13 protein-coding genes are annotated in these 15,051 nt (G+C 69.7%); all 13 read right to left on the bottom strand.

The features are described from left to right. Positions 1-362: 362 nt before the first annotated feature. A complete protein-coding gene (locus ACVKXF_RS17760) occupies positions 363-1,133 on the bottom strand; it encodes a fumarylacetoacetate hydrolase family protein (protein ID WP_111085932.1) in 771 nt (256 codons plus the stop codon). Positions 1,134-1,163: 30 nt separating this feature from the next. Then, a complete protein-coding gene (locus tag ACVKXF_RS17755) occupies positions 1,164-2,273 on the bottom strand; it encodes a branched-chain amino acid aminotransferase (protein ID WP_123313665.1) in 1,110 nt (369 codons plus the stop codon). A 15-nt stretch (positions 2,274-2,288) separates the two neighbouring features. Then, positions 2,289-3,359, bottom strand: coding sequence for a 3-isopropylmalate dehydrogenase (locus tag ACVKXF_RS17750; RefSeq protein ID WP_123313666.1), 1,071 nt, complete (start codon positions 3,357-3,359; stop codon positions 2,289-2,291). Next, complete coding sequence (serA, locus tag ACVKXF_RS17745) at positions 3,359-4,948, bottom strand: phosphoglycerate dehydrogenase (protein WP_123313667.1); 1,590 nt, start codon at positions 4,946-4,948, stop codon at positions 3,359-3,361. Before serA ends, ACVKXF_RS17750 begins: the two co-directional genes overlap by 1 nt. Positions 4,949-5,026: 78 nt before the next feature. Further along, positions 5,027-5,407 (bottom strand): hypothetical protein, encoded by a 381-nt coding sequence (locus ACVKXF_RS17740; RefSeq protein WP_123313668.1) that lies wholly within the window; start codon positions 5,405-5,407, stop codon positions 5,027-5,029. Continuing rightward, complete coding sequence (locus ACVKXF_RS17735) at positions 5,404-5,868, bottom strand: hypothetical protein (protein ID WP_111085937.1); 465 nt, start codon at positions 5,866-5,868, stop codon at positions 5,404-5,406. The genes ACVKXF_RS17740 and ACVKXF_RS17735 overlap by 4 nt, the downstream gene beginning before the upstream one ends. A 61-nt stretch (positions 5,869-5,929) precedes the next feature. Continuing rightward, entirely contained in the window at positions 5,930-7,120 is a 1,191-nt protein-coding gene (locus ACVKXF_RS17730) for a mannitol-1-phosphate 5-dehydrogenase (protein WP_123313669.1), read from the bottom strand. 212 nt (positions 7,121-7,332) lie between these two features. Further along, the gene (gene ilvC, locus ACVKXF_RS17725) at positions 7,333-8,358 is read right to left on the bottom strand and encodes a ketol-acid reductoisomerase (protein WP_123313670.1); all 1,026 of its coding nucleotides are present in this window, start codon (positions 8,356-8,358) and stop codon (positions 7,333-7,335) included. Between the two features lie 51 nt (positions 8,359-8,409). After that, the gene (gene ilvN / locus ACVKXF_RS17720) at positions 8,410-8,910 is read right to left on the bottom strand and encodes an acetolactate synthase small subunit (protein WP_022907763.1); all 501 of its coding nucleotides are present in this window, start codon (positions 8,908-8,910) and stop codon (positions 8,410-8,412) included. Continuing rightward, on the bottom strand, positions 8,907-10,730 hold the full coding sequence (locus tag ACVKXF_RS17715) for an acetolactate synthase large subunit (RefSeq protein WP_123313671.1): 1,824 nt from the start codon (positions 10,728-10,730) through the stop codon (positions 8,907-8,909). Before ACVKXF_RS17715 ends, ilvN begins: the two co-directional genes overlap by 4 nt. Positions 10,731-10,777: 47 nt before the next feature. Then, positions 10,778-12,472 carry a dihydroxy-acid dehydratase gene (gene ilvD / locus ACVKXF_RS17710; protein ID WP_123292267.1) on the bottom strand — a complete coding sequence of 565 codons (1,695 nt, stop codon included), beginning with the start codon at positions 12,470-12,472 and terminating at the stop codon, positions 10,778-10,780. A gap of 92 nt (positions 12,473-12,564) precedes the next feature. Then, entirely contained in the window at positions 12,565-13,362 is a 798-nt protein-coding gene (otsB, locus tag ACVKXF_RS17705; RefSeq protein WP_123313672.1) for a trehalose-phosphatase, read from the bottom strand. Beyond that, positions 13,355-14,947, bottom strand: a complete 1,593-nt coding sequence (gene otsA, locus ACVKXF_RS17700) for an alpha,alpha-trehalose-phosphate synthase (UDP-forming) (protein WP_456796517.1) — start codon at positions 14,945-14,947, stop codon at positions 13,355-13,357. Before otsA ends, otsB begins: the two co-directional genes overlap by 8 nt. Between the last annotated feature and the right edge of the window lie 104 nt (positions 14,948-15,051).

The following is a 15,051-nucleotide window of genomic DNA, read 5'->3' as shown; positions in this document are numbered from 1 at the left end:
ACCAACCCGAAGGAAGGCCAGGCACGAGGTCAATCAATAAATTGGCATTGACAATGTGCACGCTGTTGAGTTCTCAAGGACCAGACGCACTCCCCCGCTCGACACCCGAAGATGCTCCGCCAGAGAGGCTATGAAATCCGCTGCCCGGGGAAGAACCGTGGCGGACAAGATCTCCGGGTGAACCCAGTGACCGTCTCAGCCGTTCCGTTCTCCGCCGCCGTGGCAACGAGTGATTACTTTACGCAGGGCCGGACGGCTGCGCCAAGCCAGGCGGCATCCCGGGCGTGTCGCCCTGATCGGCTCGCGGACGCGGAACGGCCCGCTCCCCCAGAGGGAACGGGCCGTTGCCGTGACGAGCCGGGTCAGTGGCGAGCGATCACGGGGTTCTTGAGTGTGCCGATACCGGAGATCGTCACCTCGACGACCTCGCCGTCGCGGATCTGACCGACGCCCGCCGGGGTACCGGTCAGGATGACGTCGCCGGGCAGCAGGGTCCAGATCGACGACACGAACTCGACCAGCGACGGGATGTCGTGGACCATCTCGTTCGTCGAGCCCGCCTGACGCAGGTCGCCGTCCACCCGGGTCTCGATGCGGATGTCCGACGGGTCGATCTCGGTCTCGATGACCGGGCCGAGCGGGCAGAACGTGTCGAACCCCTTCGACCGCGTCCACTGGCCGTCGCGGGCCTGCAGGTCGCGGGCCGTCACGTCGTTCGCGATCGTGTACCCGAGGACGACGCTCGCGAAGTCCTCGCGCCGGACGTTCTTGGCGAGCGAACCGATCACGATGGCGAGTTCGCCCTCGTGGTCGACGCGACCGATGTCGGCCGGCAGCCGGATGGGCTCGTCGGGCCCGATCACCGAGGTGTTCGGCTTGAGGAACACCACCGGGTCGTCGCCGGCGCGCTCGTCCATCTCCGAGGCGTGCTCGAGGTAGTTGAGCCCCACCCCGATGACCTTCGACCGCGGGATGACTGGGGCGAGGAGCTTGGCGTCGGCGAGTGCGACGCGCTCCCCCGTGGTCTCGAACCCCTGGTACATGGGGTCTCCGGCGAGCACCACCAGGTGCCGTTCGTCGAGGATGCCGTACCGGGGGTCTTCACCCTTGCTGCTGAACCGTGCGATCTTCACCGTTCGACCCTACCCACGCCCGAGCGTCGATCAGGACGCGTCGGTCAGCTTCGTCATCCACCCGTGCGGGTCGGGACGACGGCCGTACTGGATGTCGGTGAGCTCGTCGCGCAGGGACATGGTGAGTTCCCCGGCGCCCTCGGTCGGCGACCCGATCGTGAAGCCCTCGCCGCGGAGTTCCGCGATCGGGGTCACGACGGCGGCCGTCCCGCACGCGAACGCCTCCGTGATGGAGCCGTCGGCCACACCGTCGCGCCATTCGTCGAGGGTCACGCGGCGCTTCTCGACCGTGAGGCCGCGGTCCTCCGCCAGCTGCAGGATCGAGTCGCGCGTGATGCCCTCGAGGATGGAGTCGGAGTCGGGCGTGACGAGCGTTCCGTCGGATCGCACGAGCACGACGTTCATGCCGCCCAGCTCTTCGAGGTACTTGCCCTCGACCGAGTCGAGGAACATGACCTGCTGGCACCCGTGCTCGTACGCCTCTTGCTGGGGCAGCAGCGACGACGCGTAGTTGCCGCCCGTCTTGGCGGCACCGGTCCCGCCCTTGCCCGCGCGGGCGTACTGGGTGGACAGCCAGATCGAGACCGGCTTCGGGCCGGAGGTGAAGTACGCCCCTGCCGGGCTGGCGATGCAGTGGTAGGCCACCGCCTGGGCCGCCCGCACCCCCAGGAACGACTCGGTCGCGATCATGAAGGGCCGCAGGTACAGGCTCGTCTCGGGCGCGGACGGCACCCAGTCGACGTCGGCCTGCACGAGCTGCCGGATCGACTCGACGAACGCCTCGACCGGCAGTTCCGGCAGCGCCAGCCGGCGGGCAGACCGCTGGAACCGGCGAGCGTTGGCGTCCGGGCGGAACGACCACACCGAGCCGTCCGCGTGCCGGTACGCCTTGAGCCCCTCGAAGATCTCCTGCGCGTAGTGCAGCACGCTGGCGCTCGGGTCGAGCATGAGCGGCCCGTACGGGTGGATCGAGGCGCTGTGCCAGCCGTCATCGAGCGTCCACTCGACGGTGGCCATGTGGTCCGTGAAGTGCTTGCCGAAGCCCGGGTCGGCAAGGATCTCCTCGCGCTCGGCTGCGGCGCGACGGTCCGCGGACGGGGTGGTGGCGAACTCGAGTCCGAAGGCGGTGTCGGTGCTCATGTGGAGGGCTCCTTCTCAGGCGGTGGTGGTGCGTGCCGTGGCCGCGGCGGCGATGGCGTCGCCGATCTCGGCTGTGCGACGCTGCGTGGTGCCCCGGTCTGCCAGGTCCGCCTCGACGGCCCGCGTCACCGCCGTCGCGAGGTCGCTGCGGCCGATGTGGTCCAGCAGCAGGGCGACGGAGAGGATGGCGGCCGTTGGATCGGCCTTCTGCTGACCCGCGATGTCCGGCGCGGAGCCGTGGACCGGCTCGAACATGCTGGGGAAGGTGCCGTCCGGGTTGATGTTGCCCGAGGCCGCCAGACCGATGCCGCCGCTGATCGCGCCGGCCAGGTCGGTGATGATGTCGCCGAAGAGGTTGTCGGTGACGATGACGTCGAACCTAGCAGGTTCCCTCACCATGTGGATCGTCACCGCGTCGACGTGCTGGTAGTCCACCGTGACGTCCGGGAACTCCGCACCGACGGCCGCGACCGTGCGCTGCCACAGGGCGCCAGCGTGCACCAGGACGTTGCTCTTGTGCACGAGCGTCAGGTGCTTCCGTGCCCGACGGTCCGCCAGGTCGAAGGCGTACCGCACGACCCGCTCGACACCGAACGCGGTGTTCAGCGAGACCTCGGTCGCGATCTCCTGCGGAGTCCCCGTCCGGATCGCACCGCCGTTGCCGACGTACGGCCCCTCGGTGCCCTCGCGCACGACGACGAAGTCGACCGCGCCCGGTGCGGCGAGCGGCGTCGCGACGGCGTCGTACACCTTGGTCGGCCGCAGGTTGACGTAGTGGTCGAACGCGAAGCGCAGCTTCAGCAGGAGTCCACGCTCGATGATCCCACCGGCCAGGCGGGGGTCGCGGGGGTCCCCACCGACCGCGCCGAGCAGGATCGCGTCGTGCGATGCGATGGCGGACATGTCGTCCTCGGTGAGGATCTCACCGGTCTCGAGGTACCGCGTCGCGCCGAGGGAGAAGGGGGTCTCCTCGATGACGAGGTCGTCCGGGGTCACGGCGTGCAGGACCTTGAGCGCCTCGTCGACGACCTCTGGCCCGATGCCGTCCCCGCGGATCACCGCGAGCTTGAGCGTCCGGACGTCCATCAGAGCGTGATGTCGATCTCGCGGAGCGAGGAGGCGTCGATGGCCCGGCCGACGTGCTCGAGGATCTCGGCGGGCACCGGGGAGTCGACGGTCAGGACGCTGAGCGCCTGTCCGCCGGCGGCTTCGCGCGAGATCTGCATCGCCGCGATGTTGATGCCGGCCTCGCCGAACTCCTTGCCGTAGACCGCGACGATGCCGGGGCGGTCGACGTACTCCATGACGACGTGGTGCCGGTCGAGCGGGACCTCGACGTCGTGGCCGTTGATCTCGACGAGCTTCTCGACCTGCTTCGGACCGGTGAGCGTGCCGGAGACGCTGATCGCCGGTCCGTCGGACTGGGCGCCGCGGATCGTGAGCACGTTGCGGTACTCGGGGCTGTCGGTCTCGGTGATGAGCCGCACGGTGACGCCGCGCTGCTCCGCGATGAGCGGGGCGTTGACGTACGACACCTGGTCGCTGACGACGTCGGTGAAGACGCCCTTGAGCGCTGCGAGCTTGAGCACGCTGACGTCGTACTCGGCGAGCTCGCCGTGGACCTCGACGTCGATGCTCGTCACGGGCGAGGTGGCGAGGGCCGTGAAGACCTGACCGAGCTTCTCGACCAGCGGGATGCCCGGACGGACGTACGGGTCGATGACGCCACCGGCGACGTTGACCGCGTCCGGCACGAGCTCGCCGCCGAGCGCGAGGCGCACCGACTTCGCGACCGAGACGCCGGCCTTCTCCTGCGCTTCGTCGGTCGAGGCGCCGAGGTGCGGCGTGACGACGACGTTGGGCAGCGAGACGAGCGGGGAGTCCTTCGGCGGCTCCGACACGAAGACGTCGAGTCCGGCGCCCGCGATGGTGTTCGCGGTCAGCGCGCGGTGCAGGGCGTCCTCGTCGATCAGACCGCCGCGGGCGACGTTGACGACGAACGCCGTCGGCTTCATGAGCGCGAACTGGTCGTCCGAGATCATGCCGAGGGTCTCGGGGGTGCGCGGCATGTGGATCGTGACGAAGTCGGCACGCCGCAGCAGGTCGTCGAGGGAGACGAGCTCGACCCCGAGCTGCTGGGCGCGAGCCGTCGTGACGTAGGGGTCGTAGGCGATGACCTGGACGCCGAAGGCCTGCAGGCGCTGCGTGATGAGCGCGCCGATGCGGCCGAGACCGATGATCCCGACGGTCTTCTCGTAGAGCTCGACGCCCGTGTAGGACGAGCGCTTCCAGGCGCCGTCGGCCAGCGACGCGTGCGCGGCCGGGATGTGGCGGGCGAGCGACAGGATGTGCCCGACGGTGAGCTCGGCGGCGGAGATGATGTTCGACGTCGGCGCGTTCACCACCATCACACCGGCGGTGGTCGCCGCCTTGATGTCGACGTTGTCCAGGCCGACACCGGCACGGGCGACGACCTTGAGGTTCGGGGCCGCGGCGATCGCCTCGGCATCGACCTTGGTGGCGGAACGCACCAGCACGGCATCCGCGTCGGCGAGGGCCGACAGGAGCGCGGGCCGGTCGGTGCCGTCCACGTTCCGGATCTCGAAGTCGGGCCCGAGGGCGTCGACCGTGGCGGGCGAGAGTTCTTCGGCGATCAGGACGACCGGCTTCGACACAGCTGCTGTTTCCTCACGAGAGACGGTTGGTATCCCACCATGCTATCGACGTGCGCGGTCCGTTACGACCGCGCTCGTCTAGAACTGCAGCAGGCTCGGCACGAACAGCTGCAGGTCGAGCCACAGCGCGCCGGCCGCCGCGAAGGCGAGGACGAACACGGCGACGGTCACGGTCAGCCGCGCACGACGCGTGATCACCAGGGCGGCCACGAACGCGACGGGGGCGATCAGGATGTCCAGGACCAGCCACAGCCAGGGCGTGCTCGCCTGCAGCGATTCCCCGCCCGAGGTCGTCGCGAGGAAGGCGTTGAACTCGTCCACCCGCTGCGAGATCTGCGTGAGGTTCCCCACCGCCTGCACCGTCATGTAGGCGAACAGCACCGCGAACACGACCCAGACGGCGACGCGGCCGACGATCGGGCCGGGCGACCGGCGTGCGGCCGGCGTCGCGGCGGTCACCCGAAGCTCCGCGTCAGCAGGAACGGCCACGGGAACAGCACGACGGCACCGAGCAGCATCCAGAGCAGTCGCGTCCGGGTCCGGCTGCCCCGGGCGGCCCACAGCACGACCGTGAACCACAGCGCCGGCGCGAGGATGGCGAGGAACCGGAGCACCTCGACGAAGACCGTCAGGACGGTGTCGACACCCGAGACGTACGACGTGGACGCCGTCAGCAGCCAGGCGACGGTGTAGAGCAGGTAGAGCCCACCGAACACGCCGAACCCGACGAGTGCGCCGGAGGTCTCCGGTGCCTCGGGGTCGCGGTCGCCACGGTCCTTGACGGCGACCGGGTTGTGCGCGGCGTCGACGTGGGTGGCGTCGTCGGCGTCACCCCAGCTGAGCGCCTCGTCGTCGTGGTCGACGGCGTTCGTCACGTCCGGGTCGACCGACCCGTCGGGTGGGGATGCTGCCGTGTTCATGCCTCGATCCTACGAGGGACCAGCGCTCGGGGAGACCACGGGTTCCCGGTGAGACGACCGCTCAGGCGTCGGCGGGCTGCGTCTGGAGCACCTCGGCGACGACCTCGCGCACGGCGGGGAACAGCGGGTGGCTCTCCATCAGTCCGGTGAGGATCTCGGTGAGCGCGTGCGCCGTCGCGCCGGAGCGGAGCAGCGCGTGCAGCTCGATCGACTCCGGGTCGTTCTCGTCGTCGAACGCGAGCGCGACGCGGACGGCACCGAGCAGGTGACCGACGGGCAGGCCGCGTTCGGCGAGCTGTGCGGCCGGACCGACGAACCGCTCGCGTCGGCCGAGCTTGCGGAGCGGGTTCCGTCCGACGCGCACGGTGGTGTCGGGCAGGTGCGGGTTCGCGATGCGCGAGAGGTTCGCCGCGACGTAGCGCGCGTGCTCCTCCGGGTCGAAGCCGTGCTTCGCCACGAGCAGCGCGGTGGTCTCGGCGAGGACACCGTCGACCTCGGCACGGACGGCGTCGTCCTCGAGGGCTTCACGGATCAGCCGGATGCCGCGGACGTAGCCGTGGTAGGCGGCCGTCGCGTGCGCGGTGTTGACCGTGTAGAGCTTGCGCTCGACGAAGGGCTGCAGGTCGTCGACCCACGTGACGCCCTCGATCGTCGGGGGTTCGGCGTCGGAGCCGAGGAACGGCGTGCGCTCGATGACCCACTCGTAGAAGGGCTCGAGGACGACGTCGAGGCCACCGGACTGGCCGAGCACGCCGGACTGGTCGGGGACGATGCGGTCGATCGCGCAGTTCGCGAAGACGGCGGCGATGTCGCGGTCCTCGAGCACCGGCGCACGACGGATGCTCGCGTGCAGGGAGTCGGTGGCGTTGAACGCGTTCTCGCACGCCACGACCGTCACGTCGCCACGCTCGAGCGGCCGGGCCGCGAGCCCCTCGGCGATGAGCGGCGCGACGAGCGGGAGTGTGCGAGCGCCGACGGCGGTCGTCACGACGTCCGCCTCGGCGATGGCCTGGACCACGCGGTCGCGGTCGGTCTTGCTGCTGAGCGCCCGGAAGCCGTAGACGAGGTGCTCGACCGGCATCTCGCCGACCTCGTGCACCACGAAGCGTCCGGCTTCGTTCAACGCGGACACCACACGGTCGTCGACGTCGACGAAGGTGAGCTCGTAGCCGCTCGCCACGAGGAACTGGCCCACGAACCCGCGCCCGATCTTGCCGGCGCCGATGTGGACCGCTCGTTTCGTCACCGCCATCCGATGATCATCCCATGCTGGTCGGTCCGCCCCTGACCGCACGTGCGGATCACGGCCGACGGCTGTCGCGCATCGTCCGGGCGCACGCCGAAGGGACGCCGGTCCACGGCGTCGGGGCTGGAGAAGAGCTGCTGCATAACGTTCGGGTCACGTCGCGAGGCGGCGGTGTAAGGGCTGCACCGCCGCCTCGTCATCGAGTGTTCCTCGGAAGACTACCGCGCTGCGGAGCCGTCCACGTAGTCGCCGTCGTTCTGCTTCCACGCGAAGAGCGCGCGCAGCTCGCGGCCGGTCGCCTCGATCGGGTGGCCCTCGCCCTTGGCGCGGAGCGCCTTGAACTCGGGGGCACCGGCGTCCTGGTCGTCGATGAAGCGCTTCGCGAAGGCACCGTTCTGGATGTCCGCGAGCACCGCCTTCATGTTCTCCTTGACGTCGGGCGAGATCACGCGCGGGCCGGAGACGTAGTCACCGAACTCGGCGGTGTCGGAGATCGACCAGCGCTGCTTGGTGAGGCCGCCCTCCCAGATCAGGTCGACGATCAGCTTGAGCTCGTGCAGGACCTCGAAGTACGCGATCTGCGGCTGGTAGCCCGCCTCGACGAGGGTCTCGAAGCCGTACTGGATGAGCTGCGAGGTGCCACCGCACAGGACGGCCTGCTCGCCGAACAGGTCGGTCTCGGTCTCCTCGGTGAAGGTCGTCTTGATGCCGCCCGAGCGCAGACCGCCGATGGCCTTGGAGTACGACCACGCGAGGTCCCAGGCGGAACCCGACGCGTCGACCTCGACGGCGACGATGACGGGGACGCCGCGGCCGGCCTCGTACTCGCGACGGACGGTGTGACCCGGGCCCTTCGGGGCGACGAGCGACACGTCGACGCCCTCGGGTGCCTCGATGTAGCCGAAGCGGATGTTGAAGCCGTGGCCGAAGACGAGGGTCGCGCCCGGCTTGAGGTTCGGGCGGATGTCCTCGGCGTAGACGATGCGCTGGACCTGGTCCGGCGCGAGGATGACGACGACGTCGGCCCAGGCGGTGACGTCGGCCGGGGTGAGGACCTCGAAACCGGCCTCTTCGGCCTTCTGGCGGCTCTTCGAGCCCTCCTTGAGGCCGATCTTGACCTCGACACCCGAGTCACGGAGGTTGAGGGCGTGGGCGTGGCCCTGCGAGCCGTAGCCGATGACGGCGACCTTCTTGCCCTGGATGAGCGTCAGGTCGGCGTCGGCGTCGTACACGATGTCAGTCACGAGGGTGTGTCTCCTTGGTTCTGGTGGTCTGTGGGGGTGGCGGACCGCTGGTCAGCGCACCCGGTCGGTGATGCTCTTCGGTCCGCGTCCCATGCCGAGCAGGCCCGCGCGGGCCAGCTCCTTGATGCCGTAGGGCTCGAGGACGCGGAGGATCGCCTGGATCTTGCCGGGGTCTCCGGTCACCTCGACGATGAGCGAGTCGTTCGCGACGTCGACGACCTGTGCGCGGAACAGGTTCACTGCCTCGAGCACGGCCGACCGCGTCTGGTTGTCGACGCGGACCTTCACGAGCATGTGCTCGCGCTGGACGGACTGCGAGAAGTCCAGTTCGACGATCTTGATGACGTTGACGAGCTTGTTGAGCTGCTTCGTCACCTGCTCGAGCGGGAGGTCCTCGACGTCGACGACGACGGTGATCCGGCTGAGGCCGTCGACCTCGGTGTTGCCGACGGCGAGCGACTCGATGTTGAACCCGCGGCGGGCGAACAGTCCGGCGACGCGGGTCAGCAGACCGGGCTTGTCCTCGACGAGGAGGGACAGGACGTGGCTCATGCGGTTTCCCCCGTCATGTCGGCGTCCTCGTCGTCCCAGGTGGGCGCGAGGGCCTGGGCGTACTCGATGGACGAGTTGCTGACTCCCTGCGGGACCATCGGCCACACCATCGAGTCACGGCTCACGACGAAGTCGATCACCACGGGGCGGTCGTTCGTCTCGAGCGCGAGCTGGATGGCCGCGTCGACCTCGTCCGCCTTCTCGACGCGGATGCCGAGGGCGCCGTACGCGTCGGCCAGCTTCACGAAGTCGGGCACGCGGCGCGAGTCGTGGCCGGTCTCGAGGTCGGTGAACGAGTGGCGGCCGTCGTAGAACAGCGTCTGCCACTGCCGCACCATGCCGAGCGACGAGTTGTTGATGATCGCGACCTTGATCGGGATGTCGTTGATGACGCAGGTCGCGAGTTCCTGGTTCGTCATCTGGAAGCAGCCGTCGCCGTCGATCGCCCAGACCACACGGTCCGGCTCGGCGACCTTCGCACCCATCGCCGCGGGGACGGAGTAGCCCATCGTGCCCGCGCCGCCGGAGTTCAGCCACGCGTTCGGGCGCTCGTACTTGATGAACTGCGCCGACCACATCTGGTGCTGCCCGACACCGGAGGCGTAGACCGCCTCGGGACCGGAGAGCTCGCCGATGCGCTTGATGATGGCCTGCGGGGCGAGCAGACCGTCGGTCGGCTCCGCGTACCCGAGCGGGAAGTCGACCTTGAGCTGGTGGAGCTTCGCCCACCAGTCGGCCGTCGAGGCGCGGTCGTCGACGGCGATGCCGCCCCAGGCGTCGAGCAGGTCGACCAGTACCTCCTTCGCGTCGCCCACGATCGGGACGTCGGCGAAGCGGATCTTCGAGATCTCGGCGGGGTCGATGTCGACGTGGACGACCTTGGCGTTCGGCGCGAACTCGTCGGCCTTGCCGGTCACGCGGTCGTCGAACCGGGCGCCGAGCGCGATGATGAGGTCGCTGTCCTGCAGCCCGAGCACCGCCGGGACGGTGCCGTGCATGCCGGGCATGCCGAGGTGCTGCGGGTGCGAGTCGGGGAAGGCCCCTCGTGCCATCAGCGTCGTCACGACGGGCGCACCCGTCGCCTCGGCGAAGCGGAGGAGCTCGGCCGTCGCGCGGGAGCGGATGACGCCACCACCGACGTAGAGCACCGGGCGCTCGGCCTCGGCCAGGAGCTGCGCGGCCGCGGTGATCTGCTTGCCGTGCGCCTTGGTGACCGGCCGGTAGCCCGGCAGGTCGATCTTGGGCGGCCAGACGTAGGGCGCCGACTTCTGCTGGGCGTCCTTCGTGATGTCCACCAGCACGGGGCCGGGGCGACCGGTCGTCGCGATGAGGTGCGCCGCGGCCAGGGTCGCGGGCACGTCGGCCGGGTCGGTGACCAGGAACGAGTGCTTCGTGATCGGCATCGTGATGCCGACGATGTCGGCTTCCTGGAACGCGTCGGTCCCCATCAGCGTCGAGAACACCTGGCCGGTGATCGCGATGAACGGCACCGAGTCCATGTAGGCGTCGGCGATCGCCGTGACGAGGTTCGTCGCGCCGGGGCCCGACGTCGCGATGGCGACGCCGACCTTGCCGGACGCCGAGGCGTAGCCCTCGGCGGCGTGGCCGGCGCCCTGCTCGTGGCGGACGAGGATGTGGCGGATCGTCTTCGACGCCATGAGCTCGTCGTAGAACGGGATGATCGCACCGCCGGGCAGGCCGAAGACGTCGGTGATCCCGAGGTGCTCGAGCGTCCGGAGGACGGCTCCCGAGCCGGTCAGGATCTCCGGCGACCGGCGTGCACCGGCGGCCGCGGACAGCGGAGTTGCTTCCGTGGGCATGAGGTGGTCCTTGCCTGGAGAGGTGGCGATGGTGCGTGTGTCGAACGCTAGCCCGTGACCGCGCCCTGGGCGGCGGACTTCACGAGCTTGGCGTACTTCGCGAGGACTCCGCGGGTGTAGCGCGGGGGCAGCGGGGCCCAGCCGTCACGGCGGGCCTCCAGCTCGGTCGGGTCGACCAGTAGGTCGAGCGAGCGAGCCGCGATGTCGACACGGATGCGGTCGCCATCGCGCACGAAGGCAACTGGACCTGCGTCCACTGCCTCGGGTGCGATGTGGCCGATGCACAGGCCGGTTGTGCCGCCTGAGAATCGTCCGTCGGTCAAGAGTAGTACATCCTTGCCGAGGCCCGCGCCCTTGATGGCCGCGGTGATGGCGAGCATCTCGCGCATGCCCGGGCCGCCCTTGGGGCCCTCGTAGCGGATGACGACGACGTCGCCCTTCTGGATCTTCCCCTCGGTGAGGGCGTCCATCGCGGCGCGCTCGCGGTCGAACACCCGTGCGGGGCCCTCGAACACCTCGGCGTCGAAGCCCGCTGTCTTCACCACGGCACCCTCGGGGGCGAAGGTCCCCTGCAGGACCGTCAGGCCGCCGGTCTCGTGGATCGGGTTGTCGAGCGTGCGGAAGACCTCGCCGTCGAGCGCCGGCGGGTCGATCTCAGCCAGGTTCTCGGCGACGGTCTTGCCCGTCACGGTGAGGCAGTCGCCGTGCAGCAGGCCGGCGTCGAGCAGCGCCTTCATGATCACCGGGATGCCGCCGTTGCGGTCCACGTCGACCATGACGTACTTGCCGAAGGGCTTCATGTCGGCCAGGTGCGGGACCTTCGAACCGATGCGGTTGAAGTCGTCCAGCGAGAGCTCGACCTCGGCCTCGTAGGCGATGGCGAGCAGGTGCAGGATGACGTTCGTCGAACCACCGAGCGCCATCGCGACGGCGATCGCGTTCTCGAAGGCTTCCTTCGTGAGGATCTGGCGAGCGGTGATGCCGTGCTCGAGCATGTTGACGACGGCCTCGCCGGAGCGGTGCGCGTAGTAGTCACGGCGGCGGTCGGCGCTCGGCGGGGCGGCGGAGCCCGGCAGCGACATGCCGAGGGCCTCGGCCACGCTCGCCATGGTGTTGGCCGTGTACATGCCACCGCAGGCGCCCTCGCCCGGGACGATGGCACACTCGATCTTCTTCAGCTCTTCCTCGGACATGGTGCCGGCCTTGCAGGCACCGACGCCCTCGAAGGAGTCGATGATCGTGACTTCCTTCATCGTGCCGTCGGCCTGCTTCACGTAGCCCGGCATGACCGAGCCCGCGTAGAGGAACACGCTCGCGAGGTCGAGGCGCGCGGCGGCCATGAGCATGCCCGGCAGGGACTTGTCGCAGCCGGCGAGCAGGACGGTGCCGTCCAGGCGCTCGGCGTTGACGACGGTCTCGACGCTGTCGGCGATGACCTCACGCGAGACGAGCGAGAAGTGCATGCCCTCGTGGCCCATCGAGATGCCGTCCGAGACCGAGATGGTGCCGAACTGCAGCGGGTAGCCACCACCGGAGTGGACGCCTTCCTTGGCGCCCTGCGCGAGGCGGTCGAGCGAGAGGTTGCAGGGCGTGATCTCGTTCCACGAGGACGCGATGCCGATCTGCGGCTTGCTCCAGTCCTCGTCTCCCATACCGACGGCCCGCAGCATGCCACGCGAGGTGGTTGCTTCGATCCCGTCGGTGACGACCCGGCTGCGCGGCTTGACGTCGATATCAGGCATGGAGCGAGTCTAGGACGCTTTGGGATACCAGTTGGACATCAACATGCGTTCGCATGTTCTGGAGCCCGACCGGGAGGCCCGGATCACCCTGGTCAGCGCGTCGCACGCAGGCGAGCGAGCTGCTTCAGGACGCCGGTCAGGGCCGCCGGGTCCGCGATGCGGTACCCGGCACGGGTCTCCCCCGGACCCACCTTCACGCCGACGTCACCGTCGCCGAGCACGCGGAAGCCGTCCTCGTCGGTGACGTCGTCACCGGCGAAGAACACCGCGTCGGCACCGTGGAGCTCGCGCAGCCGCGCGATGGCGTCGCCCTTGGTGACGTGCCGGACGGCGAACTCGACGATGTCCTTGCCGCCGCGTTCGAGCACGTCGGGGTCGGCCTCGTGCGCCGCTCGGCTCGCATCGGCGTTCGCCTGCGCGGCGACCTCAGCGCTCACCCGACGGGTGTGCACGCCGTGGCCGGCCGGCTTGTGCTCGATGACCACGCCCGGGTGGCGGGCGCCGACCTCGTCGAGCGCCGCACCGATCCGTGCGACCCGTGCGACCTCGTCGTCGGTGAGGGCCGCCTCGTCGTGGCCGTCCACGCGCCACTCGACGCCGTGCGACCCGACCAGCGCCATGTCCTGCGGCGCGTGCGACACGGCCGCGAGGCTGCCGAGCGGACGGCCCGAGACGAGCACCACCTCGGTGTCCTTCGCGCGGTGCAGCGTGAGGACCGCGGCCCAGGACCCCGGCAGGGCGCCGACCTGCGACGGCTCGTCGGCGAAGGGCGCGAGCGTGCCGTCGAAGTCGAGGGCGACGATCACGCGCCCGGCGCGGCCCAGCGCGTCCAGCGCGGCGTCGAGCCCTGGAGCCGCCGTCTCGTCGACGTGCGTGGTGTGCTCAGTCATCACGTGCCTCCCGGGTGTCCTCGGCAGCCCTGGCGGACTGCGCGTCCTGGTCGAAGATCGACATGTTGTCGGTCTGCGCCTCACGGTGTCGGTCCGCCGGGTCGACGGCGGACGGGTCGAGCTGGGCGTTCCGCGGGGCGTGGCGGTCGAGCGCCTCGAGGAACGAGCGCGACCAGCGCGCGACGTCGTTGTCCCGGACCCGCTTGCGGAGCGCACGCATCCGCGTGGAGCGCTCGCGGCGCGGCATCTCGATCGCGCGCTCGATGCTGTCCTTCAACGCGCCGATGTCGTGCGGGTTGACGATGACGGCCTGCTTCAGTTCGTCGGCGGCGCCGGCGAACTCGGACAGGATGAGCACCCCGTCGCTGTCGAACCGCGCTGCGACGTACTCCTTCGCGACGAGGTTCATCCCGTCCCGCAGCGCGGTGACGAGCATGATGTCGGCCGCCAGGTAGAGCGCCACCATCTCCTCGCGCGGGTAGCCGTGGTGCAGGTACGAGATCGGCTGGTGGCCGATGACCCCGAGGTCGCCGTTGATGCGGCCGACGCTCAGCTCGATCTCGTCGCGGAGCGTGGCGTAGGTGTCGACGCGCTCGCGGCTCGGGCTGGCGACCTGGATGAGTGCAGCGTCCTCGACCTTGATGCGGCCGTCCTCGACGAGCTCGCCGAAGGCCTTGATGCGGTGCCGGATGCCCTTGGTGTAGTCGAGGCGGTCGACCCCGAGCAGGACCGTCTTCGGGTTGCCGAGGCTCTCGCGGATCTCGCGGGCGCGCTCCTGCACCTCGGGTCGGCGGGCGATCGCCTCGAAGCTCTCGGCGTCGATCGAGATCGGGAAGTGGCGGGCCTCGACGTGGCGGACCGTGATGCCCTTGCGGCTGCGCGGGGCGTCCGGGTCGTCGACGGGCACGTCGATCGTCTGCCCCTTCGTCGTGTAGCCCTTGATGTGACGGACCGCGCGGAGGAAGTCGCTCGCGTCGTCGTGGCGCTGGAAGCCGATGACGTCGGCACCGAGCAGGCCGTCCAGGATCTGCGCGCGCCAGGGCAGCTGGGCGTAGATGCCGACCGGCGGGAACGGGATGTGGTTGAAGAAGCCGATCGTCAGGTCGGGACGCTTGGCCCGGAGCAGTGCCGGTACGAGCTGCAGCTGGTAGTCCTGCACCCAGACGATGCCGTCCTGCTCGGTGATCTCCGCGATCTGGGCGGCGAAGCGCTCGTTGACGCGCTTGTAGGCGTTCCACCAGTCGCGGTGGTAGCTCGGGTGCTCGATGACGTCGTGGTAGAGCGGCCACAGCGTGTCGTTGCTGAAGCCCTCGTAGTACTCCTCGACGTCCTCGGCGGACAGCGGGACCGGCACGATGTGGATTCCCTCGTTGTCGAACGGCTCGACCTCGACCTCGGGCTGGCCGACCCAGCCGACCCAGGCGCCGTCGTTCGCGCGCATCACGGGTTCGAGTGCGGTGACGAGGCCACCCGGCGAGTGCCGCCATCCCTCGTTGCCGTCCTGGTCGACGACACGGTCCACCGGGAGGCGGTTCGAGGCGACGACGAAGGCGTACTTGGTGGACGAAGGAGAAGGTGCAGACACGGGTCGGAATCTACCAGCGCCCGGACAGCGGATTCACGGCGGATCGGCGGTTCCGGTACGCTTCGGGTGCGTGTCGGGGGGACACGGGTGCTGGCGTGCGGCAT

Source organism: Curtobacterium sp. PvP017 (assembly GCF_054060195.1).
The sequence above is the reverse complement of the archived record's forward strand: the minus strand, read 5'-3'. Positions and strand labels throughout refer to the sequence as shown.

Coding starts and splice junctions, on each gene's coding strand:
- ACVKXF_RS17755 (WP_123313665.1), bottom strand. CDS start 2,273: ATGAGCACCGACACCGCCTTCGGACTCGAGTTCGCCACCACCCCGTCC.
- ACVKXF_RS17750 (WP_123313666.1), bottom strand. CDS start 3,359: ATGGACGTCCGGACGCTCAAGCTCGCGGTGATCCGCGGGGACGGCATC.
- ACVKXF_RS17735 (WP_111085937.1), bottom strand. CDS start 5,868: ATGAACACGGCAGCATCCCCACCCGACGGGTCGGTCGACCCGGACGTG.
- ACVKXF_RS17730 (WP_123313669.1), bottom strand. CDS start 7,120: ATGGCGGTGACGAAACGAGCGGTCCACATCGGCGCCGGCAAGATCGGG.
- ilvN (WP_022907763.1), bottom strand. CDS start 8,910: ATGAGCCACGTCCTGTCCCTCCTCGTCGAGGACAAGCCCGGTCTGCTG.
- ACVKXF_RS17715 (WP_123313671.1), bottom strand. CDS start 10,730: ATGCCCACGGAAGCAACTCCGCTGTCCGCGGCCGCCGGTGCACGCCGG.
- ilvD (WP_123292267.1), bottom strand. CDS start 12,472: ATGCCTGATATCGACGTCAAGCCGCGCAGCCGGGTCGTCACCGACGGG.
- otsB (WP_123313672.1), bottom strand. CDS start 13,362: ATGACTGAGCACACCACGCACGTCGACGAGACGGCGGCTCCAGGGCTC.